The sequence below is a fragment of the Paenibacillus sp. GCM10027630 genome, assembly GCF_042676305.1.
Classification (GTDB): Bacteria; Bacillota; Bacilli; order Paenibacillales; family NBRC-103111; genus Paenibacillus_S.
The window spans coordinates 44,686-66,935 of record NZ_JBHTGY010000092.1 but is presented as its reverse complement, the minus strand read 5'-3'; the positions used below and the strand labels follow the sequence as shown (position 1 = coordinate 66,935).

Here is a 22,250-nt window from a genome sequence, read left to right as displayed (position 1 = left end):
TATTTGGTTGGGGAACCATAAACTTCGAGATTGTGGGGAGGTACTCCTTTTTTGTGTGCGAAAAAAACCAGTCGTAGCAAGGGGTTCGAATTATGAAATTGACTTTGTTTGCAGGATTTTATTTTATGAGGACTAGTGGTCTTAGGAGGGGCAAGTACTGATTTTGAGGTTGAGCCGAAAAAAACTCTTAAATTTTGCCTGATGTAAACCATTTATGAAAATAATTGTATTGTCAATAAATAAAAACCAATCCATCACTAATTTACAGTGCCAGACTGGTTCCATTTTACCATATGTTGCTAACTAATTTAAACTGCTCTACTCGGGCTTCTTCTTACGAGGAAGAAGTAAGCTAGCATCGCGGCAGCACTCGTCAATAAAATAATTACGCCCAGCGGAACGGCAGTGTCTTCACCCGCAATGCCGACTAGCGGAGATACAACTGCTCCGAGCAAGAAGGGAATGACACCAAGTAGCGCAGCAGCGCTGCCCGCCATATGACCCTGGCTCTCCATTGCAAGAGGAAATGCTGCCGTTGATGTAATGCCGATTGCCGCCACGAAGAAAAATAGCGGAACCACCAATGCAAAAAGCGGTCCATGGACGATAGCTACCACTAAGACAGTGAAACTGGCCAAACAGGCAAGCGATAGGCCGAACAATAGAAAGGTGTGTTCGGATACGCGATGCGCCATCCGACCGACCAGTTGGGAGCCGATGATCAGGCTGATGCCGTTCGATCCGAACAAAACAGCGAATACGGTCGGTGAAGCTCCGTAAATATTTTGATAAATAAAGGGCGTTCCCGAAACATACGCGAAGACCCCTGCGATCATAATACCCTGTGCCAGCATGTAACCGACAAACTGGCGATCTCGCAAGAGCGATCCGTAGTTCTGCAGCTGCTGCACGAAATTACTGGGTCTTCGGCGATCAGGTGGCAGAGTCTCTTGAAGCCTCCATTTTGTCATCGTCAGTAGGTAGATTCCGAGCAGTGCCAGTGCTATAAATACGCCGGTCCAAGTAGTGAAAGAAAGAATCCCACTACCGCTAACCGGTGCCACGAGTGGACCCAAATTACCGACAAGCAAGAGCAATGAGAAAAATTTTGTTAGTTCGTGACCGCTGTACATGTCGCGTGCGATCGCACGGGAAATAACAATGCCCGCAGAAGCGGCAAAACCTTGCACGAACCGGAATGCGATCAACAGCCCGATATTTGGCGAGAATGCGCAAGCTAACGAGGCGGCGACATAAACGGCCATGGAAATAAGCAGTGGATTGCGTCTACCATAGACGTCGCTCAGCGAACCCATGATGAGCTGGCCGATGCCGAGTCCAAGTAAGCAAGCGGTCAGGCTGAGCTGCACGAGCGAAGCTGTAGTATCGAATTGCTTCACAATTTCCGGGAACGCCGGTAAATACATATCGATAGTAAAAGGCCCGAGTGTCGAAAATAAACCGAGCAGCAACGCTAGTCTATACACATGCTGTTTGTTCTTGTTGGTCATAATAAAGAGAATCTCCTATTCTTCATTCCATATCCAAAACTCTTAATCTCTATTTGTCGCTTTCGAATTTGCACAAGATCCGGAAGAAGACATGTACGCCTCGAAGCAAAGAGTCTGTTTTATATCCTATCACAACTGTACGGATTCCGACAACCAATTAAGTATAAGAGCTGAATCCTAATATACGTTTATCCGTTTCATACATTATCCTCCATCAATTGACACTAACCTTTATAACAGTACCTGTACTAAAAGTGCATACTTACATATTTTCAGTGCAATCTTTATACTCAAAAAAGGAATTAAATAAGCACTAAGGAGGACAAATCTTTGAAAACTCTTGTTATCGTAACACACCCAAGCATAGAAACATCCGTCATTAATAAGCGATGGGTAGAAGAACTGAAACAATACCCTGAAAAGTATACAGTTCACGAATTGCATAAGGCTTACCCTGATGGAAACATAGACGTGGAAAAAGAACAAAAATTGGTTGAATCGCATGGTAATCTTGTTTTACAGTTCCCTATATATTGGTTTAATTGTCCGCCTCTCCTAAAAAAATGGCTTGACGATGTTTTGACTTATGGGTGGGCTTATGGTTCAAAAGGAGGCGATAAATTAAAGAATCGCAAAGCTGCTTTAGCCGTATCTGCTGGAATTAGAAAAGAAGATTACAGTAAAGAAGGAAGATATCGCTATACACTTGATCATTTACTATCTCCTTTTGAAACTACCTTCCTGTACTGCAATGCAAATTATCGTTCGTTTTTTGCGTTTTATGGTATGGAAAAAGAGCCTGGTGAAAATGTGCCTGGTACAGAAAATGAGCCGTCCACAAGCGAATTGGAAAAAAGTGCATTAAATTATTTGAAATTTATTGACAACCTATAATAGGTAGCTTTATTAAGACTGCTAAAAAAAGAAGTATTTCCTTGACCAGGAGATACTTCTTTTGATTTAAACAAACTAGCTTTGCCTACCGCTGTACAGCCTCCAGAGCTGGCGAACTGTTTTTCTCCCCCCACTCGCACATCATATTTAACAATGGAATTAGAGAAAGACCACGTTCAGATAATGAATATTCAACTTTTGGTGGTATTTGGGGAAATTCCTTGCGTATGATAAGGCCATCTGCCTCCAGTTCTTTTAACATGATGCTCTGAGTTTTAAAGGAAATGCTGCCAATACATCGCTTCAGCTCATTAAACCGCATAACCTTATTTTCAGACAGCCAATACATAATGATCATTTTGTATTTACCGCCTATTAAGGACAACGTGTATCCAAAGCCAGTTTCACTTAGTTTTACGCCGCTCGGAACACAGGTTTCGCGCATAAGTTACACTCTCCTTTTGGTAAGTATATATTATAAATATGCATACTTTACAATGGATCATTATGTAATCTTATTTTCTCTATAATTTCACTAACACAATGTTCTATATCCTTTTTTGAGCAATCAATTATTGTATCACTATATTTCGTGTATAGGGGAACTCTTTCCTCGTAAACGTCCTCAAGGCTATTTCCTTTCTTTATTACAATGCCTCTGGTTGTTATGTTTATTAGTCTCCTTTTAATTTCTTCATATGGGACATGTAAATAAATAACCTGCCCACCCTGTATAAGGACATTCATAGCTTTTTCTGAATAGATAACACTTCCACCTGTAGATATTATGCAATTTTTTAGTTGCAATTCAGACACAATTTTTTCTTCGACTTCCATAAATTTTTCAATACCATCTTTATCAATTATATCTTGTAACGACCTGCCTTCATGCTGTTGTATAACATTATCTGTATCCACGTAATCCATTCCTAAAGCTTTCGCAAGCAATACACCTAAAGTGCTTTTGCCGGCTCCAGACATACCTATAAGAACGATATTCATATGCTTCCTCACTTTTGGAATGCCTCCATTTTTTCCTATAATTAATTTGAACTAAACTGCCAGTCTGGTGAAAAAAGGATAGCATTCATGCCGAAAGTCTGGTTCTGATTGTTTACTGTGCTCTCTTCTTCCGTTAGCTTAATAATGTTTCTCTAATTCCATTAACATTATTAACAATAAAAGTTGGATTAGATTGGATTATTTCTTCGAGTGTCCCATATCCATAGGTTACTGCAATGGAACAAATACCAGTATTATTTGCTCCAATTATGTCATGTTTTCTATCTCCAATCATAATAAACTCTTCTTTTTCATAGTCATTGTACTTATCCATTATATACTGAATAATTTCTGTCTTGGCCGTCATCGTTCCATCAAGATTACTGCCTACAACAAGGTCAAAATATTTTTCAATGTTAAAGTACTGCAGTATTTTTTCGGCGAAAACAGTAGGTTTAGATGTTGCCACCACCAAATTCTTTTGATGCTCCTTAAGATGTGCCAGAAGCTCGGCAATTCCTGTATACAATTCATTTTCAAACATACCTGTTTCCTTGAACCTTTCCCTGTAATACTCAATGGCCAACTTTGATTGTTCTTCATCGAAAGAATAGATGCTGGAAAATGATTCTTGAAGTGGAGGACCAATAAAGGGTTCAAGTTCATCTAGTTCAGATACCAAAATCCCCATCTTCTCCAAGGCATATTGTACACATTTGGTAATTCCAATCTTCGAGTCGGTTAATGTACCATCTAGGTCAAAGAGAATTACTTTGTATTTGTCCATAGTTGTCCCTCTTTTTTTCGTTTTCTACTTTATTCGACCGATTATAACACAACCCCTCTATCACGTTAAACGGCCTGTTACTTTAATAAACAAAAAAAGAGCTGCGCCTGAGGCAAAAAAACAGATAGGTTAGCAAACAGCAATTCATAAGAAATCACATTATGTTTTAATGGTATAATTAATGATGGAATCTAAATTTAAAATAGAGAGGCGGTAATTGTATTGGAAACGGGTAATAAAACAATAACGGTAGAAACCACAGTTCATAAATCGGTTGGAGAAGTGTGGAAATATTGGACGGAGCCACAGCATATAACAAAATGGTGTTATGCTTCTAATGACTGGCATGCGCCAAATGCTGAAAATGATTTAAAGGAAGGCGGAAGATTTCTTACAAGAATGGAAGCTAAGGATGGTAGCTTTGGATTTGATTTTGGTGGTGTTTATGATGAAGTGAGAATTAACGAGTATATCTCTTACACTATTGCCGATGGAAGAAAAGTTGCGATTACCTTTATTAGCCAAGAAAACAACACTAAGGTAATTGAAACTTTTGAAGCAGAAACCATCAATTCCATTGAAATGCAAAAAGCTGGCTTTCAGGCGATTCTGGATAATTTTAAAAAATATAGTGAAACCTCTAAAGAAGCTTAGGTTAAAATGAATCGGATGAACTGCGCAAATAAGGATTAGCAAACAAAACAACCCTTCCATGAAAATTGGATAAGGGTTGTTTATGATTATGCATCATATGAGCTTGCGAACATGAAAATTATCTTCAAGCAACGCCCAATTTTGCGGGAACGGATAACCCAGCACCCAATAACTGACCCCTCTCAAGTTGTAGGACTTAACGAGGTCAAATTTGGCCTGAGCGCTTCTCGCATCCTCGAACCAGACTTCATGCGTTCGCTGCTTATCATCGACATATCGAAAGAATGGGGTCTGGGACACTGGATCGTACTTGATCTCGGCTCCATGTATGGTAGCGCGACGTACGGCTTCCTGCATACTGAAGGTTTCAGCCTGCTGTCCTTTTACATGTGGAAGCAGCCAATCGCGTGCGTAAAGCTGGAAGCCCATAAATATTTTATTCCTCGGGATGACCGTGACTGCATAGTCAAGAACGCGCCGTATTTCGTTGATAGGCGATATGGCCTGTGGAGGACCGAACCGGTATCCCCACTCATATGTCATGAGGACAACAAAGTCAACGATATCTCCATGTGCAGCATAATCGTGGGCTTCGTACAGCAGCCCCTTCTGCTCAGAACTGGTTTTGGGGGCAAGCGCGGATGAGACGAAATATCCTCTTTCATGCAGCCTGCGAACTGCGAGTCGAAGAAATTGATTATAGGACTCACGGTCGCTTGGATACACGTTCTCAAAATCAACATTTAAACCGCGATAACCTTTGGTTTCCATGATGGTTAAGATATTGGTCACCAGCTTATTTTGCAATTCAGGGCTCGACAAAATGGTATGGGCCAGCTTCGAGCCGGCTTCAGTAGCGGAAAAGTTAGTGATCGACATGACTGGTACAACATGTTCATCGTAAGCAGCTGCTATAAGCGCCTGATCATCTACCGATTCCAGGCTCCCATCTTCTTTCATACGGTATCCAAAGGGACATAAGTAAGTTAGATGCACCCCGTCCTGCCGAACTTGCCTGGCAGCTGTCTCACCGAAGACGTTCGTATAAGCATTTACATCGATGGTCTTCTTCTGCTTTTCCGGGATTTTCAAGGTTTGACCTGGATAAATAATGCTATGATTCGTAATTCCATTGGCTTGTGAAATGGCCTGCATAGAAACACCGTAGCGCTGAGCGATTGCCCATAGTGACTCGCCTGGCCGTACGGTATGATACAAAACTGGGATCACTAGTACTTGCCCCGGTGTAAGTTGCCCGACATCAGAGATTGAATTTGCCCGAGCAAGAGCCTCTACGCTGATGGAATAACGGTCAGCAATTGTCCTCAGAGTGTCTCCTGACCTCACCACATATTCGGGATATGGCTCCGGAATGAGCAACGCCAAACCTATAACTAAATGATTGGGATCTTCGAGCCCGTTAACTGCAATAATCCGATTGGTAGGAACACCATACCGATTGGAAATCAACCACAGATTTTCTCCTCTTTGTACCACATGGATTTGCACGAATTTACCTCGCTCTCGCATTAGCTTCTATAAATACATTATTCCGCTAATGTCTATAACGATCTAGGCGAATGTCCATTATTATACGCAGAGCCCTATTACCTTTAATTCAAATTACCACAATAGAGGTACTACCTCAGAGGGAGAGCTGCTGCGACTTAATGGGTCACACTTTGGATTTGTAGCAGCAGCATTTTAATATCCGTGGAATCGAATACCCCGTCTCCGTTCACATCGACATCGAAATTACGCTTATTTAGAAATGTGACGATGTTGTCGATACGAATGTTATCGGGATCGGAAAAATCCGGACTAAAGACGGCGGATTCATTCTGCACTTTGAAGGAAACAAGCTGAGCAAGCTGGGATCCGTATACGCTCTGGATGACTCCCCCTTGAATGTCGACGGTTAAGCGGTCCCATTTAAATAGATTTTCATTTGTTGTAAGGTATACCGTATTACTTAGGGATGAGCCTTGGACAACTTGCGTCACTCCAATTGGTTTGCTGCCAGCATGTATCATAAACACATCGGTAGCTATCGATTGCGGTGCAAGCGGCCGATTGAAAGTTAGTTGGATGGTTTGACCTGAAACGTCCGTCTGTGCGGACGTCACAAATAAATCGGATTCGCGCGTCACCGTTACCGTGTATGTCTGTGTCGTCATTCCGTTTTGTGCCGTAACAACTACTGTGATTATGTTGCTCCCCGCTTTAAGGCTGATCGCAACCGCTGTTCCACTTGTAACAGGAGTACCGTTCACATTCATCGTGGCAGTAGGGTCGTATACTGTTGCTGTTACAGTTAAGCTACTTACGCTGTTCGCCACGCTCGTTGAATAGCTTGTCATATTGGCATCAAACGGCATGTTAAGCGTCCCGCTGGATAGTATCAAGCCATTCAGATTTGCATTCATGGATAGGGGCGTTGCACTCACTTCGTTGGAGTAGCCGCTATAACCACCTGCGTTTCTGGCCTTGATCACGAAGTAATAGGTAATACCGTTGGTTAGACCTGTCACATTGAAATTGTAAGTTAAACCAGTCACTGTCGCGACGGGAATTGATCCATAAGAACCGGAAGCCGCTCCTTCGAAGATGTCATAGTTTACTGCCTTGGAAACACCGTTCCATTGGAGTGTCAACTGTCCGTCACCAGTAGCGGCTGTTAGATTCGTCGGCGCTAAGGGCGCGGCTACGTTCACATTAACACTTGCCACATTGCTCCGCGTCGTTGCCGTCTTCGTACCATTGATGCCATTGTTCGTGTTGGTCACCACGACATAATAGTACTTCGTACCCGTCGCATTCGTCGGTGCTGTATACGATGCGCTCGTTGCACCACCAATCGCAGTGCCCCCGCTATTGCTGTTTGTCGTATTGCTGTACCACTGGTAGCTTAGCTTACCACCGTCGCTCACACTTGCGGCTGCGCTCAACGTCGGGCTGCTGTCGCCTTCGTTCACCGTTGTACCCTTTGGTTGCGATTCGATAATCGGTACTGCCGCGTTCACCAACGCTGTAGGATCCCCGTTTACTACAAACTCGTATATACGTATTACTCCACCGCCACTTTGGGTAGGCGAAGTCACATTCAATTTGACATATCGAGTCATGACCGGGGTGATATCGTTCGTAATAACATTCGTTGTATTGTTTGTTACATTGACAACGGTTGTCCATATGCTGCCGTCTGTGCTAGTTTGAATGGTGTAAGCTTTGGTAATATATGATGCCATTTCATTGCCTGCATTCGTGAGGATAAATTCGCTCACATTATAAGTGGCCCCAAGATCAACCTGCAACCAATCCGCCCCTGAATTACGACACCATTTCGTTGATGAATTGCCATCCACTGCTTTTGCAGCCGTCTCACTACCACTGCAGAAACTGCCTGTACCTCTCGTAGCGGTTTTGTTTAATGCCAAATTGGTAAGAGTAGTGGCAGAAGTAGTAGAAGCTGGGATGAATTGTATTAAAAGCAAAAATACCATTAAAATTGAGATACAATACCTGATCATAGTTCCTTTCCATCCCTTTCTTAGAGCCAAAAATATAGACATTAAATATTGTTGTTTTCTTCTTAGTATAAATCAACTAAATGACTTAACATAGATGAACAAGTTCATCTATGTAGCATGCTTTTTGGCTCTTTTTTTCTAACTTATATGACCTAAGTCATGTCTGTGGTACTAATGCAGCCCATCCGCTTTTTTAAACTTCATAAAAAGAGCGCCGTCGTGATGGTGTGGGTACTTACCCTCCACAAATCCATCATAACGAGGCGCTCTTTTTTGATTATGCCCGATTCTTAGGCTCTACATGAATGTATAGTTGAACTTTTAAAGCAAATCATTCCGCATGACAAATCCATCCTGCCATAATACCTGTAGAGTAAAACCGGGTTATTTGTGTAAAGCCGGATTCTGCCAACAGCTCTTCGATCTGTTTTTCAGGAAGCAAAGAAAGCTTCGTAATTGCGTCGTTTACCATCTGGTCAATCTTGGATGTTTCGCGCCCGGCATCTATCCAGAAGCTTTTCCATACATTTAACCTGGCTTGAAGTTCGGAAGCATCGTGGTTTCCGTACGCACTTACGAGAGCGAAAGGGGCTCCCGACTTTAGTTTATCCTTTATGGATACAAGGAGCTTCAACTTTTCTTGCACATTGTCAATGAAGTGAAGAACCAAAATACAGCTTGCCGCATCAAACTTCGAGTCTGGCTGAGGAATATCATCAGTCGTCCCTTGGATAAGATTGACGCGGCTTTTCAATCCAAGTTCAGCTGCTTTATGTTTAGCGATTTTAAGCATCTCTTCTGAAGGATCAACTCCCGTAAATGTCCATCTCGGGTTTGATGGTCCCCACGCAGAAAGCTCATTGCCGCCGCCCGCACCAATCACGAGTAAAGATGCCGCTTTTTCGCCCAATTGTACTCGATAATAAGATTGAATCATAGCGAATAACGAGTCATATGTGGGAACTGATATTCGAGTATTTTTATCGTATAGTTCAGCTAATTTGGAATTGAATGTAAGATCTTCATTCATTGTTATGCCCCCGACTCCAAGCCTCTTCATTCAACTCATTGTTAATACCTACAGCGGCCAATGAGCCCAATGAAGCGGCTGTAATGGCTTGATAAAGTTGCGAAGCTGCATCACCGGCACTAAAGACGCCTGGAACGTTCGTTTTACCGAAATTATCGACGATGACAGTTCCTGCTTCCGTGATCTGGCAGCCTATTTCTTGCGGCAGGTTTGATCCGGCAATAAGCTTCGGTCTAAAAAATATCCCAGTGCATGCGATTTTTTTACCGTCCTCCAGAACAACTTGCTGCACCATACCGTCATTAGATTCGACAAGCTGGATCGGCGAGTCAAATACAGGCACGTTATGCTGACTTAGTTCCTCACGTTGTGCGTCCGTCAATTCATCAGGTCCATTGGTACAGATTGTAAAATGATTGGTCCATCCAGATATCATTTTGGCCAAGTGGAGTGCATCCGCTCCCTTGACAATTAAGACAAGCGGCTGCTCTCTTAGTTCCCAGCCATCACAGTACGGGCAGACAAAGGCGCTTTTACCATATACTTCTGCCAACCCCTTAATATCTACCGGGAGGTCCTTCATTCCTACAGCAAAGAGCAGCTTTTTGCTTCGATAGGTCTTTTCCTGTGCCGTCTTAATTTGAAAAAAACCATCGGTAGCCGTAATTTCTACGGCAGTGTCCTCTACAAAGTGAACGGATGGATAGGAACTATTCTGTTCTTTCGCAATTCGCCTAAATTCGCTTGGACTAATTTGATCTCTTGTAAGAAAACCGTGAATTTCGCGAGTAACTCTATTACGTGGTCGCCCTTCATCAATAACCACCACATTTTTTCTAGCTCTGCCTAGCACAAGCGCAGCATTTAGACCTGCCGGACCTCCGCCAATAATAACACAATCGTGAGTCATCCTAATTCTTCCTTTCACTTTCAATATTTATTAAAGATATAACAGACTTATTATATCCATAATAATCCCAAAAAAAGGACGGATCTTACTCCGTCTTAATTAATTTCACCAAATCTGCTATTTTCTTGTTCTCCAAATACTGCTCCATCTGACGCTCGGCGTCGATCACAACCTGCTGGATCAGACATTCGCTTCCATGATTTAAGCTGCATTCGAACAAGGAAGCAGTCCCTTCTATCGCATGGATGACATCGAGAAAGGAGATATCTTCCTGCTTCCTTCTGAGGCGGTATCCACCGTTTGCGCCGGGTGCGGACTGAATCAATCCAGCCTTGACAAGTTTCGTCATCATCTTAGAGAGATAGGTCTGTGAAACGCCCAGCTTCTCAGCCAGCAATTGCACACCAACAGGCTTATCAGACGAAGCTGTTACCAGATAGAGCATCGAATGAAGCGCATAGTCGGTCGCCTGAGAATATTTCATTCAATACCTCCATTAAAGACTTTGTGAATCCATAATAACTCCATTCTTTCTAAAAGGCAAGCATTTTCACTATTCGTTTAAAAAGGTTGTCGCTTTGTTCTGGATCAGCTTGGCTACTACCTCCGGAGACTTTTGTTCACTAAAAAATGATCTGGACTCATCACCAACAATGGAAATCACACTTCCGTCCACCTTTGTAAAGTTATTCGCTGTACGAATGAATTGTTTGAACTGTGTAAATTCCTCGTCCGATACCTTGGGTACTTTCCCGTCTGGGAGCTTATACGTACCATTATTGACTTGTTTCTGAATGTCGTTCAGCTGCGTCTCATTCACGGATTTAAGCATTGAAAACCCTTGTCTTTCTTGCAGGGATTGCCCTTCTTCAGATAATAAGAAGGCAATAACCTTCCAAGCTTCCTCTTTAACTGAAGATTTGGCTTGAATAGCGAACCTGGAAGTGGTGATAATCCTCACACCGCCTGATTGTTCCGGTTTTTGCAGCAGCTTTGGATTTGAGAAGAGTTGATGCAGACCATTGACCAAGTCTGCCGGTGATTGCAAAACGGTGGAATAGAACATTTGCTTTCCTATATCCGCCGGTTCCGAAGTCATAACTTTATCATCGTACATTTTTTTTATTTGTTTCATCGCTTCTATGAATAAGGGAGAGTCGAACTTTGCCTTCTTCGCTGTATGATCAACGAACTCTGAATATTTATCCACAATCATTTCTTGAAGAAGGACTTCCGGCGGGTCATTTGCTAAAGCGTAGCGGCGTTCCGTACCACTCTTCCCCAGTTTCTTTGAAGTCTCTTCAAACTCCTTCCAGGTCCATTTCTTATCGTCGACATTCGCGTTTTTAAGAATGTCCCCATCCCCTACGAAAGCCCTAAGGGAGAACCCTATAGGCATGGCATACATACCTCCATTAAGCTTCATTACATCTAAAATATTCATTTGCAAATCGCTTTTATTCAGCGTTTTGTCCTGCCCCATGGACTCATCCATGTTCAGAAGAAGCTTTTTGCTCACATAATCGTCGATAGGCAAACTGCTTATTTCGAAAATATCCGGGCCTTTCCCTGATAGCAACGCTGCATTCGTCGTTTTTTTGTATTTTTCATAGTCTTCTGAAATCTGAATTTGCAGATCGATATCCGGATACTTTTCTTCAAACTTTTTCTCTACCGTTCGAAAAAATGCGCTCGATTTTTGCATCGTGGAAGGCCATTCTTGCAACGCCAAAGTAACGACAGTTTTCTTCCCTTTGGATACTGTTTTCTCCGTATTTACCAATTCCTCACTGCCTCCAGAACTGCATGCGGTCATTGAAGTCATTATAATAGCAATAAAAATCATATACAGCCACTTTTTCATCGAATGAATGCCTCCTATTATTTTATCAAATCCATATTATAAATTTACAGACGAACACGGTTTCCATCTTGTAAAGGCTCACTGCTTTCCAGAATAATCAGGTCGTCCTCATAGATGCTATCCGATTGAATCATCGTTTCATTGTCATTCGTTTCACTGGAATGAATGGGGACTTTGCGAACAATAAAGTTATTACTTAACGCACCTCTCTGCTCGTCAATTTTATAAATAAACATGCCGTTACGATCCTGATGAATCGCTTCTTTGGAGATGACCAGCCCCTCATTGTAGGAGCGTTTCTTGAGTCTGACCCTTGCCTGCTCACCCCCATTCAGCTCGGAATTAACAAGCTTAATACGAAGTACCTTCTGAGGGATCGTTGTAATCTTCTCCCCATCTTTACTAGATGAGCTCTCTGTACGCGGTTGTGCATTCGCTACTTCATCAATCTTGCCTTCGAACATACGAGACTGTTGTTCTTCGACAGTATGTACCTCGACCTCTATCCACTCTCCGCTAGAAATCCCCATGCTCGACAAGATCATTGAGTCGGCCGTAATATCCAATCGATATCCTAGACTGCTATTCGAGATTACTACATCCGGTTCTCCCGCAGATGATAACCCTTCAACGGCATTTAATTTCGTTATAATACTATTGAATGGAGCGGTCATTTCCTGTTGGCTAGTCAGCCGGTCCCTCAATTCGTTAATTTTACGTTCCTGCATGCCCAGATCAAGTTTACGTGTTTCGATATTGCGTCTTGCATTCCGAATCTTTAGCTCGTTCCCTTCTGAGGTCGACTCAATGAACTGATCTTGAACATTTTGCAGCTCGATTTTCTGCTTGTCCAGGTTGGTCAGTTCGTTCTGTAATTCTCGTTCGGCAGATTTGCTGTCATAGATAATTAGCTTTTGACCCTTCTGCACATGATCTCCTTCTTTAACGAGAATCTTAGATACCTTCCAACCGGCCACATTCAATAGTTTAGCTTCGGCTATAGGTTGCAGGTTACCGCTGCCTTCGATCGTAAATAAAAGACTTCCCTTAGTCGGCTTTTCCGTTCTCACTTTCGGCAAGGACAGCGACTGCAGAGTATTGCTGTATAATGTAAAAAATATTAACAAGCTCATAAAAACAACGAACATGACTTGAATGCTTCGTCGGCGCCAACGATCATCCGGCTCTTTGTCTAGCTCCATATCCCGTCTTTCTCCTCCTAAGAACTTTCCAAAGGAAAGGTCACTTCGTAAGCATTATCTGAGTTTTGCTTAAGCAAAACTTGCATGATATGTATCAGTTTTGCAAAATCTACCCCTTGATGCCAGATAATTGAATGCCTTCAATGAAATACGTTTGCGCATACAAAAACAGCAGCACCATCGGAGCCATGTAAAGTATGGATGCAGCGAAAGCAAGCCCCTGCTCACCATTGATCCTTGATAAATAAACCGATAACGGCTGCTTGAATGGATCGTCCAGAAAAATAAGCGGCTGCTCCACCATGTTCCAATAATCAACAAATAATAAAATAACGAGTGCGGCCAAACCAGGTTTGATCATCGGAATAATAATTTTGCAGAAAATTCGCAAATGTCCAGCACCATCAATCTTGGCCGCTTCGATATAAGCATAGGGAATATTCAGCATGAACTGCCTAAGCATAAACACACCGAAAGCTGCGAATATTCCAGGCCATATAATGGCATTTGAACTATTCAGCAGACCAAGCTTATCCGCCATTATATAATTCGGTACTAGCGTCACTTGGAATGGCATGAGCATGGTCAAGACATAGACGAGAAACAAGTGTTCCCGGCCGCGAAATTGCAGCTTGGAAAACGCGTAACCGGCAAGTGCTGCTACGAAGGTTTGACCTGCGATGATCGGTACTACCATAAATACTGAATTCCAGAACATCGTCAAATATCTCGGGCTGCCCAACAATACTTTGCCATATTGCTCCAAGGTCAATTGATCGGGCAGCAATTTTACATTTACAAAAGAGTTTGATTTCCCTGTAGCCGCCTTGTTCATCTGCCCTATGGGTCCATAATTGATGCCAATTTCTTGTTCTGTCATAAGCGAATTTGTGAAAGTGATCACAATGGGGAATATTAACAGGATTGCTATAACGCCCATGACGACCGTTAGCGCACTTTTATGCAATACTTTGGAAACCGGCACGGCTCCTTCCCCCTATTCCATGTACTGCCTATATCGGCGTTCAAGAGCAAACAATCCCATGACGATCAGAAGAATACTACCGACCATCAAGCTCGCCGCGGCAGTCAGCTTCTGAATATCCAGCGATGTGAACATGTTGTTCATATAGTGCTGCATCATGTATATACTGTCATGCGGATATTCACCTGCGATCAAATACGTTTCCCGAAACACTTTAAACGAGTTAACAATCGACATGATGACTACAAAGAACATCGTGGATATTAAATAAACAAGTGTAATACTGCTAAACTGCCGTAACCACCCTGCCCCTTCAATTTGAGCGGTTTCGTAATAATCCTTCGGGATTTGCTGCAGTCCCGCCAAGAACAAAATCACGTTATAGCCGATGTTCTTCCATAAATATACGATAATGATTACATATCGAGCTGCATCGCTCTTCATCCAATCCACACGTTCGATTCCGTTGAAGCTCAGCCAGGCGTTAACGGAGCCGTTCCAATCGAATAACATCTGCCAGATCAGAATAATCGAGGCGACGGGAACAACAAGCGGCAGCACATAGGCAGTTCGCAGCCATTTTCTCAAATAAATATTTTTATTCAAGAGCATCGCTAATACTAACGATAGCGCGAGTATAAGCGGAACACTTACTGCGCTAAAATAAAACGTGTTCGATGCAGCCTTTCGGAAGGAATCGCTCGCAAGCAGCTCATGGTAATTAGTCAATCCCACAAAATGGCCATCTACCGTACCATCCATAAAAGAATAGAACACTCCTATGGCAAACGGAATCAGGTAGAATAACGCAAATCCCAAAACGCTCGGTACAAGAAATATCCATGCAGACGCTGAATCCGTGTGAATCCATTTCTTTATTTTTTTCTTCATGACGAAGCGATGCCAAAAACCCCACTTCTTCATTCACAGTTTCCTCCTTCCTTTCCTACTTTTAGAATAGGGGAGACTGTTAAAAGAATAAGCAGGGTAATTATAAAATATTTATAAAATGGTCGGCACAATAGTTAACCTAGTGCTTCAAATGCCCGTTTTTGCGGGAATCGGACTTCAAAAAGTGTATAAATTACACTGCTTTCTACCGAAATTGTGCCTTGATGCTGTGCTACAATATTCTTTGCAATGGATAAGCCAAGGCCAGAGCTCCCCTCACGATGAGCGCGCGCTTGGTCGCCGGTAAAAAACATATCGAAGATATGAGGCAGCTCTTCCGGTGGGATACAATCTCCATAATTAACCACTTGAACCACTACAGTTTCTGCATCCAGATTGCAATTAATATCAATAAATTGGCCATCCTTTCCATAACGAACGGCATTCGTCAGTAGATTTTCAAATACGCGTGCCAATAGCTCTCCGTCACCCAAAACGAACAAATCCGGGGTCACATTCAATCGGGTAGTTAGGTTATTTTTCTCAAAGGCAGGATATAACTCTTCGTTTAACTGGATGAGAAGCTCGCTCAGATCGATTGGTTTTTTTTCAATGCTAATCTTGCCATAGTTCATTTGTGTGATTTCGAATAGCTCGTCAATGAGCTTTTCTAAACGTTGAGACTTCGTATAAGCAATGCCCGTATAATGCTTGATTTGTTCAGCAGTCAATTGATCATCCTGAAGAATGAAATCCAAATACCCTAAAACGGAAGTCAACGGCGTACGCAAATCATGAGCCAAATTCAAGACCAATTGTTCCTTGCTGTTCTCTGCAAAGTCTCCCCTCTCCAAAGCTTGCTGCAATTTTTCACTCGCCAGATTGATGTCTCTAGCAATATCTCCGAATTCATCCTGGGATGGAATAACAATTCGACTTTTGAAGTTGCCATTTGTAAGCTGATTAATTCCTCTGGATATTTCTTGAAAATAAGCCGCATATTTTTTGGTGAGTAGAAAGAAGAACATAATCGAGAGTGGTATGAAAATTAGCAAAAAGAAGTTAATATCCCCAATATCTCTTATGAAATATCGGATTTGAGTCAATGGATTTTCAAATTTTGTCGTATAATAATAAATCTGGAGGGTTTTATAGAGCATGTAGGTAATAGCCGCAGAAAAAAGCATGCTTAAACCAAAGAGCTGAATCATTTTAAATCGAAAGCTTCGGATCACTTTAGCCATTGAATGTATATCCCACCCCCCAAACTGTTTTAATCAGTTTGTTTTTATGAATGTCTTCTCCAAGCTTCTTCCTCAAGGTACGAATATGAACCATGACCGTGTTGGTGCCTTCATAGTAGGCATCTCCCCACACCTGTTGAAAGATGTTTTCTGCACTAAAAACTTTTTTCGGATAACTGGCTAGCAGATACAAAATATCAAACTCCTTTGGAGTTAGTTCAATAGGCTTGCCGTAAAGGAATACGGTGCGCTCTTCGAGATAAATGAGCAAACCGCCTGCCTCCAAAGCAAGCTTGTTCGCTTGTGTGGATTGATTAAACTGGGTGGACCGCCTCAACTGAGCATTCACACGAGCAACCAATTCCATCGGGTTAAACGGTTTGGTCACATAATCATCTGCTCCTCTTATTAGTCCTGCAATCTTATCGAGGTCCGTCGCTTTAGCACTTAAAAAAATGATAGGAAAGTGATGCTGCTCTCGAATTTGCCTTGTCACTTCATAACCATCCAATTTAGGCATCATAATATCTAAAATCGCCAAATCGATGGAATGTGTCTGAACAGCAGAAATAGCTTCCTGCCCATCATATACTTTAATGCAGCGGTAACCCTCTTTTTCTAAATGCAACTCAATCAAATCGGCAATCACTGCCTCATCATCCGCTATCAGAATTGTAGTCGATTTCATTATTTCCCGTCTCCTTAAATTTAAAGAATCCCCATTCGCCTCAAATGAGGATTCATAAGCCCTAATTCAATATCACGGTCACAATGACACCATCCATATTGTTGCCTGAGATCTCATAGCGACCATTCGTTGGCATATGGATGGTGGTGTTTTTTGAGACTGAATAGTAAGTGATTTCGTAGGTTTTATGATTTATCGTTGTTGTTATTGTTTTCTTTTCTTTCAAGTAATCCAAGTATTCTTCTAAGGCGAAATTCTTATCTCGCATAATTACGCTGTGCGGCAAACCTACATAACGAAAATGCCAAGGTTCGTACAGAATTCCTGTAATTGCTGTTTTGTCCTGTTGGTAACGTAAAATAAAACCGTAATCCCATGCGTTTTCTTTCAACCAATTACCTTCTGGTGCTCGACTCATCTCCCCTCGTGTAGATCCGATATCAAGCGATAAACCAAGGTTATGTTCGCTATATCCTGCAGGCATCGCATATTCCGCACCCATTTGTTGATAGAGTTCATTTTGTTCTTTGGCGTCTCGATAACCGCTGTTGATTAAAAAATGGCGTACTCCATCTTTATCTGCTGCTTCAATCATGGTTGAAAATTTTTGCACTAAGCTTTGTGACAGCTTAATTGAGTTATCCAGCAGGCCGAAGCCTTTCATCCATTCCTTATGCTTTGACAGACTGACCGCTTCGGAATCTCTATATCCTGAAGGCACCGGATGGTCCTTATTGACAAGCAGCAAATTGCCTTTGTAAATCTGATCTTTGGTTACTTTTATCGTAAGTTCGCTATTTTGAGGAGTTACCTCTCGAGCCTGCTTATTTTGTTCCGATGTCGCTTTGTAATGAGCCACTCCATAGCCCAATAGCAATAAAATAATAACCAACAAAAAGATTTTCTTCATCTCTAGTTTCCCCCTTATCTATCATCCAATTTAGGATAAGGAAAACTATTTAAAAAAGAAGTGAGCTAAAAATAAAATTTTTCTTAAGTTTTTACTTTATTACCAAGGCAATTCGTCGTCCAAATGATAGAATTTCCCAGTTGGCCAATCTATGGGGTAAGGTGGCAAGTTTAACGCTGGTCCTACTGCATTCTATAACATCCATTTTAGCATATTTGCCACCTATTTCGGTCTTCACCCAACCAGGGGCAATCGTCAAATAAAATAATTTGGCTGACCAGTCGTTTCAAATTCAGCTATTTTTCTTCATACGCTACTAAATGATATGATCATATAGAGGTGAATGCAATGAGTAATAACAACATCCAATCTGTGACAATTGGTATGGGTTGCTTCTGGAGCCCTGACGCTTTGTTCGGACAACTAACTGGTATCATCAGAACGCGTGTAGGCTTCGCCGGAGGGACTAAAGCTAACCCTACTTACCGTCAACTCGGAGATCATACCGAGACGGTCGAAATGGATTTCGATTCAGGTATCATACAGTTGGAGACCATACTGAATGTGTTCTGGAGCAATCACAATCCAATAAATATTAACGATTACAAAGGACGGCAGTACAGATCCTTAGTATTGTTTCGCAACCAAGAACAGCAACGTATAATCCAAGATGTCATGAGAAACAGCGTGGAACAAGGGAATGGAATGCCGGACACGGAGGTTGCTCCCTATACCGGCTTTTATCCTGCTGAGGAAAGGCATCAGAAATATTATTTGAAACGATATCCAGATGCGATCGACAAGCTTAAAGCGCTCTTTCCATCCGAAGAAGCGCTGACGAACGCAACCTTGGCTGGACGTCTAAACGGTCTGGCCAAAGGCTATACCAATATGGAGAAAATTATCAATGAAATTCGAACTTGGCAAATTTGCAAAGAGGAACAAGAAGAGATAATCCATCTTATCCAGCGGATAAAATGGTAAAATGTTACTCAGATTCATCCGAAAAATGACAATCCGGTTCCGGATGTACCACCAATCCGTTTCTAAAGGTTGGCCGAATATGATATGATAATTGGAACATTATCTTACTTCAGCAGCTTCAGAAGCTCCTGATCTCGCAAATGGATTAGTTGGATACTAACAACCAAACAGCCTCTTTAACATTAGGCTCAACTGGGGTAGCAATTTATCTCTCCCAAGTTTTTGTTAAAGGGCTGCTTTTTATAATGTCCTTTTCTCTTGGAAATCTTGGCGATTTACTCGATAAGCGGTATTACCAATTAGGCTCTTCATTGTAATTCGTGATTCCCAACGCTTTATTTCTCCAAAATATATCTTTGACTCTCCCATCATGTTCTTGGCTGCATTTGACCATCATGAAAACCTCGGTTGCTCTTGTTCTGCCAAATATATCAAGCGCAGGTTTCTTCTTTATGACGATAAGCTTTATAATAAAACCTAATACACCACCTATGACTAGTCCAAATAATGCCCATAAAACGGGTCCGAGCTTGAGAACAAAGCCATATATGCCACCTAATAGCATGAATATGGAACCAAGAATGGTGGCAAGATCAACGAAGCTTACCCCATCTGAATAATGCGCGTTATCGAATAATTTAGTCTTTTCGGTTCGCACATTCAATGGTAAGGCTAAAATATCTGCCTTTTGTATACCCAGTTGTTCCAGCTCAGTTAAGGCGATTTCTATAGAAACCGAGTGCTCGAAAGACGCTACGATATACATGGGCGCTTCCCCTTTTTTCATAAGAAATGGTAACTTAAACGATTTGCTCTGATACTGGGATTTAAGAAATTGAGATTGAGAAAGCTTATATTGTATGTTGTTCTTAACGGCTTCCAAGTAGGAAAAGTGGATATACCCAGCGTATATCGAGGGTATGAACAAATACCATTGAGGATCCACAACTGACTTCGCTTTCTCAAACTCTCCTATAAAGGAATAATACAGACCAACGTAAAAGCGGGAACTATAAATAGTCAAAACCCATGTAACCACACTGAAAAAGAACGAAACTATATGGTTTAAATATAAAGAACCTAAGCCTGGCATCATCATTTCCCAGAACATAGCAATTGACGGACTTACTTTATTCAATCCATTAACACTAAATGATGAAACCGATGTCGAATTGATGGTTTTAGTTTTTCGATAGGATAATATGTACGTATTGTTCAAATCTGCTGCTCTACGGTAAGAATCGAACATTGTGAAAATATAAACGCCGATATACAGATAAAAAAATCTAAGGTCGATGACCTTAGCTGCACCTGTAAAATCGCCGATCATAGAAAAATAAATCGCTTGATTTATTTTAGCCAGATTATTAATGGTGAACTCAAAAATAATAAGAGAGTATCCAATCAAGTAATTATTCATAAAACAATGCCCATAGCCAGGAAAAGCGGCTGACCACCAAAGCGGAATCCAAGGATTAATGGGATATAAGATACTGGTGTTTGTTGAAACGTTATTCATCAATTGGATGTATCTTTTATTTTGTTGATGATTCATCTTTTGTACCCCGATAAGATTATAGGACTATCTTTTTTATTATCTAATTGAGCCTACATTTATATTCTTGCCAATATCATATTTTTCTCAAAACCCTGCTGTTACCGAACCAGGACGTTATTTCTATCGACAAGGGCCAAAAACATCTTTTGTGAAGCATTAACACTGCAATCAGTTTGCTTTCGGGGATGCAAAAAGGTTCTTATCATCGAGCAATGACAAGAACCTCTGTGGATCTTAAAATCTTTTTAACCATTCCATGATTGTATCTACGGATTCCATATATCTCTGCCCTACGAGCACACCGGTATGAGTTGTGTTCCACAGCCCCTTATATTCAGCACGGAGGTGCTCCGCTGTCACTCTTCCCCGACGATCGTCATCGTCACAGTTCACTGCTTTGACAACTAAGCAAGGGCAAGAAAAAGAACGGCTGTCAATAGAGATACCCTTGGCTTCGATTGAAAAAACAAAAGCGTTAAATGCCCTCGAGGACTCCATTGTCAAATACTTTCTTTGGAATTCAATGTCTTCTGCCGTTTCATCTATGCTTGAAAGCTCTTCACGGTTTGGTGCAGGCATTATGATGCCAGGTGTCGACTGGTCTAATTCCTTGTATGGTACTACTTCATAAACTTCTCTGCTGATGACCGAATCGATCAATACCAAACCGGAAATCTCGGTGGTTTCAACCAACTTCTGGCTCAAGATTCCCCCCATGCTGAATCCGACAAGAATCGGCGGAACATCGCACTCTGCGATAACCTCTTTCATATCTTCCAAGTAATCTTCGAATGTTATCTTCGTCATATCCAGCAGCCTACTTTTATAGTGGCTTCTCAAGTTCATGACATAGCATTTCCACCCTTCACTGATAAAGTGAGGAATGTATTTGCTCCACATCCAACTTCCTGTGAACGCACCGTGTACAAAAAGCAAAGGGGGTCTATTGCTAGCTGCTTTTGGGAGGTTCTCCCCCTCGAATATCTCTAGAAATAAATCGTATTCCCCAATGTATTTCTCCGTATGATCTGGCAATTCTTTCGTGAAATCTCTCATGATTTTCTCCTCCTCGTTATTTAGTTTGATATCAAACTATTTGATTAAAAATTTTTAAAAATTATTGTAAATCTTTTTTAAAATATTAAGTAAATCTTCTTTTTCTTTATCTGAGATGTTTAAGTAAAACAGGTCTAATAATTCTTTAGATATTGCTTCAAAGATCGGTTCCAGTTCACTCCCCTTAGGAGCTAAAGCAACATAAACAATTCTCGTGTCCTCTCTGTCCCGTTCCTTTGTCACATATCCGAGTCGGACCAACTTGTCAACAAGTGCTGTGACCGTAGATTTATCCTTATTTATCCTCTTAGAAATGTCCGCCATTGTGAGTCTGGAATTCTTAAAAAGCGCATAGATGATATCACCATGCGAAGTGCCAATACCCTCTATCCCCTGCTTCACCATCTCTGCTAAAATGAACCTATTAACTTTCTCTCTAATTTTGGAGATTATTGAAATGACATCTCTAGTTTCCATAACTGCATTATAGTTTGATGTCAAACTAATGTCAATACTTGGTGACCCCCCTGCTGCGGGATCGAACTAGTAG

General features: G+C 41.6%; 22 protein-coding genes. 3 read left to right on the top strand and 19 right to left on the bottom strand.

All coding sequences use genetic code 11. The features are described from left to right. Positions 1 to 308: 308 nt before the first annotated feature. Complete coding sequence (locus ACFQ0C_RS34575; RefSeq protein WP_379373794.1) at positions 309 to 1,511, bottom strand: multidrug effflux MFS transporter; 1,203 nt, start codon at positions 1,509 to 1,511, stop codon at positions 309 to 311. 330 nt (positions 1,512 to 1,841) lie between these two features. On the opposite strand from ACFQ0C_RS34575, the gene ACFQ0C_RS34570 reads away from it, so the two are divergent. After that, positions 1,842 to 2,405 carry an NAD(P)H-dependent oxidoreductase gene (locus ACFQ0C_RS34570; RefSeq protein ID WP_379373792.1) on the top strand — a complete coding sequence of 188 codons (564 nt, stop codon included), beginning with the start codon at positions 1,842 to 1,844 and terminating at the stop codon, positions 2,403 to 2,405. Between the two features lie 85 nt (positions 2,406 to 2,490). Here ACFQ0C_RS34570 and ACFQ0C_RS34565 read toward each other — a convergent pair whose 3' ends face one another. The 3 genes from ACFQ0C_RS34565 to ACFQ0C_RS34555 all read right to left on the bottom strand — a co-directional run bounded on the left by ACFQ0C_RS34565 (position 2,491) and on the right by ACFQ0C_RS34555 (position 4,194). Beyond that, a complete protein-coding gene (locus tag ACFQ0C_RS34565) occupies positions 2,491 to 2,850 on the bottom strand; it encodes a winged helix-turn-helix transcriptional regulator (protein ID WP_379373790.1) in 360 nt (119 codons plus the stop codon). 47 nt (positions 2,851 to 2,897) lie between these two features. Continuing rightward, complete coding sequence (locus ACFQ0C_RS34560; RefSeq protein ID WP_379373788.1) at positions 2,898 to 3,419, bottom strand: shikimate kinase; 522 nt, start codon at positions 3,417 to 3,419, stop codon at positions 2,898 to 2,900. Between the two features lie 121 nt (positions 3,420 to 3,540). Further along, complete coding sequence (locus tag ACFQ0C_RS34555) at positions 3,541 to 4,194, bottom strand: HAD family hydrolase (RefSeq protein WP_379373786.1); 654 nt, start codon at positions 4,192 to 4,194, stop codon at positions 3,541 to 3,543. Between the two features lie 222 nt (positions 4,195 to 4,416). Between ACFQ0C_RS34555 and ACFQ0C_RS34550 the strand changes: the two genes are divergently transcribed. After that, on the top strand, positions 4,417 to 4,848 hold the full coding sequence (locus ACFQ0C_RS34550; protein ID WP_379373784.1) for an SRPBCC family protein: 432 nt from the start codon (positions 4,417 to 4,419) through the stop codon (positions 4,846 to 4,848). A gap of 93 nt (positions 4,849 to 4,941) precedes the next feature. Here ACFQ0C_RS34550 and ACFQ0C_RS34545 read toward each other — a convergent pair whose 3' ends face one another. The 12 genes from ACFQ0C_RS34545 to ACFQ0C_RS34490 form a co-directional block, all read right to left on the bottom strand. Continuing rightward, entirely contained in the window at positions 4,942 to 6,357 is a 1,416-nt protein-coding gene (locus ACFQ0C_RS34545) for a glycoside hydrolase family 18 protein (RefSeq protein ID WP_379373782.1), read from the bottom strand. 158 nt (positions 6,358 to 6,515) lie between these two features. Further along, complete coding sequence (locus tag ACFQ0C_RS34540) at positions 6,516 to 8,378, bottom strand: discoidin domain-containing protein (RefSeq protein ID WP_379373780.1); 1,863 nt, start codon at positions 8,376 to 8,378, stop codon at positions 6,516 to 6,518. A gap of 331 nt (positions 8,379 to 8,709) precedes the next feature. Then, positions 8,710 to 9,408, bottom strand: a complete 699-nt coding sequence (locus tag ACFQ0C_RS34535) for a class I SAM-dependent methyltransferase (RefSeq protein ID WP_379373778.1) — start codon at positions 9,406 to 9,408, stop codon at positions 8,710 to 8,712. Then, complete coding sequence (locus tag ACFQ0C_RS34530; RefSeq protein ID WP_379373776.1) at positions 9,401 to 10,318, bottom strand: NAD(P)/FAD-dependent oxidoreductase; 918 nt, start codon at positions 10,316 to 10,318, stop codon at positions 9,401 to 9,403. Before ACFQ0C_RS34530 ends, ACFQ0C_RS34535 begins: the two co-directional genes overlap by 8 nt. 85 nt (positions 10,319 to 10,403) lie before the next feature. Further along, positions 10,404 to 10,802, bottom strand: a complete 399-nt coding sequence (locus ACFQ0C_RS34525; protein ID WP_258211853.1) for an RrF2 family transcriptional regulator — start codon at positions 10,800 to 10,802, stop codon at positions 10,404 to 10,406. A gap of 69 nt (positions 10,803 to 10,871) precedes the next feature. After that, positions 10,872 to 12,182 (bottom strand): ABC transporter substrate-binding protein, encoded by a 1,311-nt coding sequence (locus ACFQ0C_RS34520; protein WP_379373773.1) that lies wholly within the window; start codon positions 12,180 to 12,182, stop codon positions 10,872 to 10,874. A gap of 44 nt (positions 12,183 to 12,226) precedes the next feature. Beyond that, positions 12,227 to 13,384, bottom strand: coding sequence for an efflux RND transporter periplasmic adaptor subunit (locus ACFQ0C_RS34515; protein ID WP_379373771.1), 1,158 nt, complete (start codon positions 13,382 to 13,384; stop codon positions 12,227 to 12,229). A gap of 109 nt (positions 13,385 to 13,493) precedes the next feature. Next, positions 13,494 to 14,324 carry a carbohydrate ABC transporter permease gene (locus ACFQ0C_RS34510; protein WP_379373804.1) on the bottom strand — a complete coding sequence of 277 codons (831 nt, stop codon included), beginning with the start codon at positions 14,322 to 14,324 and terminating at the stop codon, positions 13,494 to 13,496. Positions 14,325 to 14,381: 57 nt separating this feature from the next. Then, a complete protein-coding gene (locus tag ACFQ0C_RS34505) occupies positions 14,382 to 15,260 on the bottom strand; it encodes a carbohydrate ABC transporter permease (protein ID WP_379373802.1) in 879 nt (292 codons plus the stop codon). Positions 15,261 to 15,394: 134 nt separating this feature from the next. Beyond that, the gene (locus ACFQ0C_RS34500; protein ID WP_379373769.1) at positions 15,395 to 16,504 is read right to left on the bottom strand and encodes a sensor histidine kinase; all 1,110 of its coding nucleotides are present in this window, start codon (positions 16,502 to 16,504) and stop codon (positions 15,395 to 15,397) included. Beyond that, the gene (locus ACFQ0C_RS34495) at positions 16,497 to 17,192 is read right to left on the bottom strand and encodes a response regulator transcription factor (RefSeq protein WP_379373767.1); all 696 of its coding nucleotides are present in this window, start codon (positions 17,190 to 17,192) and stop codon (positions 16,497 to 16,499) included. The genes ACFQ0C_RS34500 and ACFQ0C_RS34495 overlap by 8 nt, the downstream gene beginning before the upstream one ends. Positions 17,193 to 17,253: 61 nt before the next feature. Next, positions 17,254 to 18,102: a M15 family metallopeptidase gene (locus ACFQ0C_RS34490; protein ID WP_379373765.1), complete on the bottom strand. Its 849-nt coding sequence runs from the start codon at positions 18,100 to 18,102 to the stop codon at positions 17,254 to 17,256. Positions 18,103 to 18,450: 348 nt separating this feature from the next. Between ACFQ0C_RS34490 and ACFQ0C_RS34485 the strand changes: the two genes are divergently transcribed. Then, positions 18,451 to 19,086, top strand: a complete 636-nt coding sequence (locus tag ACFQ0C_RS34485; protein WP_379373763.1) for a peptide-methionine (S)-S-oxide reductase MsrA — start codon at positions 18,451 to 18,453, stop codon at positions 19,084 to 19,086. 292 nt (positions 19,087 to 19,378) lie between these two features. Here the strand turns inward: ACFQ0C_RS34485 and ACFQ0C_RS34480 are convergent, their stop codons facing one another. The 3 genes from ACFQ0C_RS34480 to ACFQ0C_RS34470 all read right to left on the bottom strand — a co-directional run bounded on the left by ACFQ0C_RS34480 (position 19,379) and on the right by ACFQ0C_RS34470 (position 22,177). Further along, positions 19,379 to 20,641, bottom strand: a complete 1,263-nt coding sequence (locus ACFQ0C_RS34480) for a hypothetical protein (RefSeq protein WP_379373761.1) — start codon at positions 20,639 to 20,641, stop codon at positions 19,379 to 19,381. A gap of 237 nt (positions 20,642 to 20,878) precedes the next feature. Beyond that, positions 20,879 to 21,700: an alpha/beta hydrolase gene (locus ACFQ0C_RS34475; protein WP_379373759.1), complete on the bottom strand. Its 822-nt coding sequence runs from the start codon at positions 21,698 to 21,700 to the stop codon at positions 20,879 to 20,881. A 54-nt stretch (positions 21,701 to 21,754) separates the two neighbouring features. Further along, positions 21,755 to 22,177 (bottom strand): MarR family winged helix-turn-helix transcriptional regulator, encoded by a 423-nt coding sequence (locus ACFQ0C_RS34470; protein ID WP_379373757.1) that lies wholly within the window; start codon positions 22,175 to 22,177, stop codon positions 21,755 to 21,757. Positions 22,178 to 22,250 lie beyond the last annotated feature (73 nt).

Coding starts and splice junctions, on each gene's coding strand:
- ACFQ0C_RS34575 (WP_379373794.1), bottom strand. CDS start 1,511: ATGACCAACAAGAACAAACAGCATGTGTATAGACTAGCGTTGCTGCTC.
- ACFQ0C_RS34565 (WP_379373790.1), bottom strand. CDS start 2,850: ATGCGCGAAACCTGTGTTCCGAGCGGCGTAAAACTAAGTGAAACTGGC.
- ACFQ0C_RS34555 (WP_379373786.1), bottom strand. CDS start 4,194: ATGGACAAATACAAAGTAATTCTCTTTGACCTAGATGGTACATTAACC.
- ACFQ0C_RS34540 (WP_379373780.1), bottom strand. CDS start 8,378: ATGATCAGGTATTGTATCTCAATTTTAATGGTATTTTTGCTTTTAATA.
- ACFQ0C_RS34535 (WP_379373778.1), bottom strand. CDS start 9,408: ATGAATGAAGATCTTACATTCAATTCCAAATTAGCTGAACTATACGAT.
- ACFQ0C_RS34530 (WP_379373776.1), bottom strand. CDS start 10,318: ATGACTCACGATTGTGTTATTATTGGCGGAGGTCCGGCAGGTCTAAAT.
- ACFQ0C_RS34525 (WP_258211853.1), bottom strand. CDS start 10,802: ATGAAATATTCTCAGGCGACCGACTATGCGCTTCATTCGATGCTCTAT.
- ACFQ0C_RS34520 (WP_379373773.1), bottom strand. CDS start 12,182: ATGAAAAAGTGGCTGTATATGATTTTTATTGCTATTATAATGACTTCA.
- ACFQ0C_RS34515 (WP_379373771.1), bottom strand. CDS start 13,384: ATGGAGCTAGACAAAGAGCCGGATGATCGTTGGCGCCGACGAAGCATT.
- ACFQ0C_RS34510 (WP_379373804.1), bottom strand. CDS start 14,324: ATGGGCGTTATAGCAATCCTGTTAATATTCCCCATTGTGATCACTTTC.
- ACFQ0C_RS34505 (WP_379373802.1), bottom strand. CDS start 15,260: ATGAAGAAAAAAATAAAGAAATGGATTCACACGGATTCAGCGTCTGCA.
- ACFQ0C_RS34500 (WP_379373769.1), bottom strand. CDS start 16,504: ATGGCTAAAGTGATCCGAAGCTTTCGATTTAAAATGATTCAGCTCTTT.
- ACFQ0C_RS34495 (WP_379373767.1), bottom strand. CDS start 17,192: ATGAAATCGACTACAATTCTGATAGCGGATGATGAGGCAGTGATTGCC.
- ACFQ0C_RS34490 (WP_379373765.1), bottom strand. CDS start 18,102: ATGAAGAAAATCTTTTTGTTGGTTATTATTTTATTGCTATTGGGCTAT.
- ACFQ0C_RS34485 (WP_379373763.1), top strand. CDS start 18,451: ATGAGTAATAACAACATCCAATCTGTGACAATTGGTATGGGTTGCTTC.
- ACFQ0C_RS34480 (WP_379373761.1), bottom strand. CDS start 20,641: ATGAATCATCAACAAAATAAAAGATACATCCAATTGATGAATAACGTT.
- ACFQ0C_RS34475 (WP_379373759.1), bottom strand. CDS start 21,700: ATGAGAGATTTCACGAAAGAATTGCCAGATCATACGGAGAAATACATT.
- ACFQ0C_RS34470 (WP_379373757.1), bottom strand. CDS start 22,177: ATGGAAACTAGAGATGTCATTTCAATAATCTCCAAAATTAGAGAGAAA.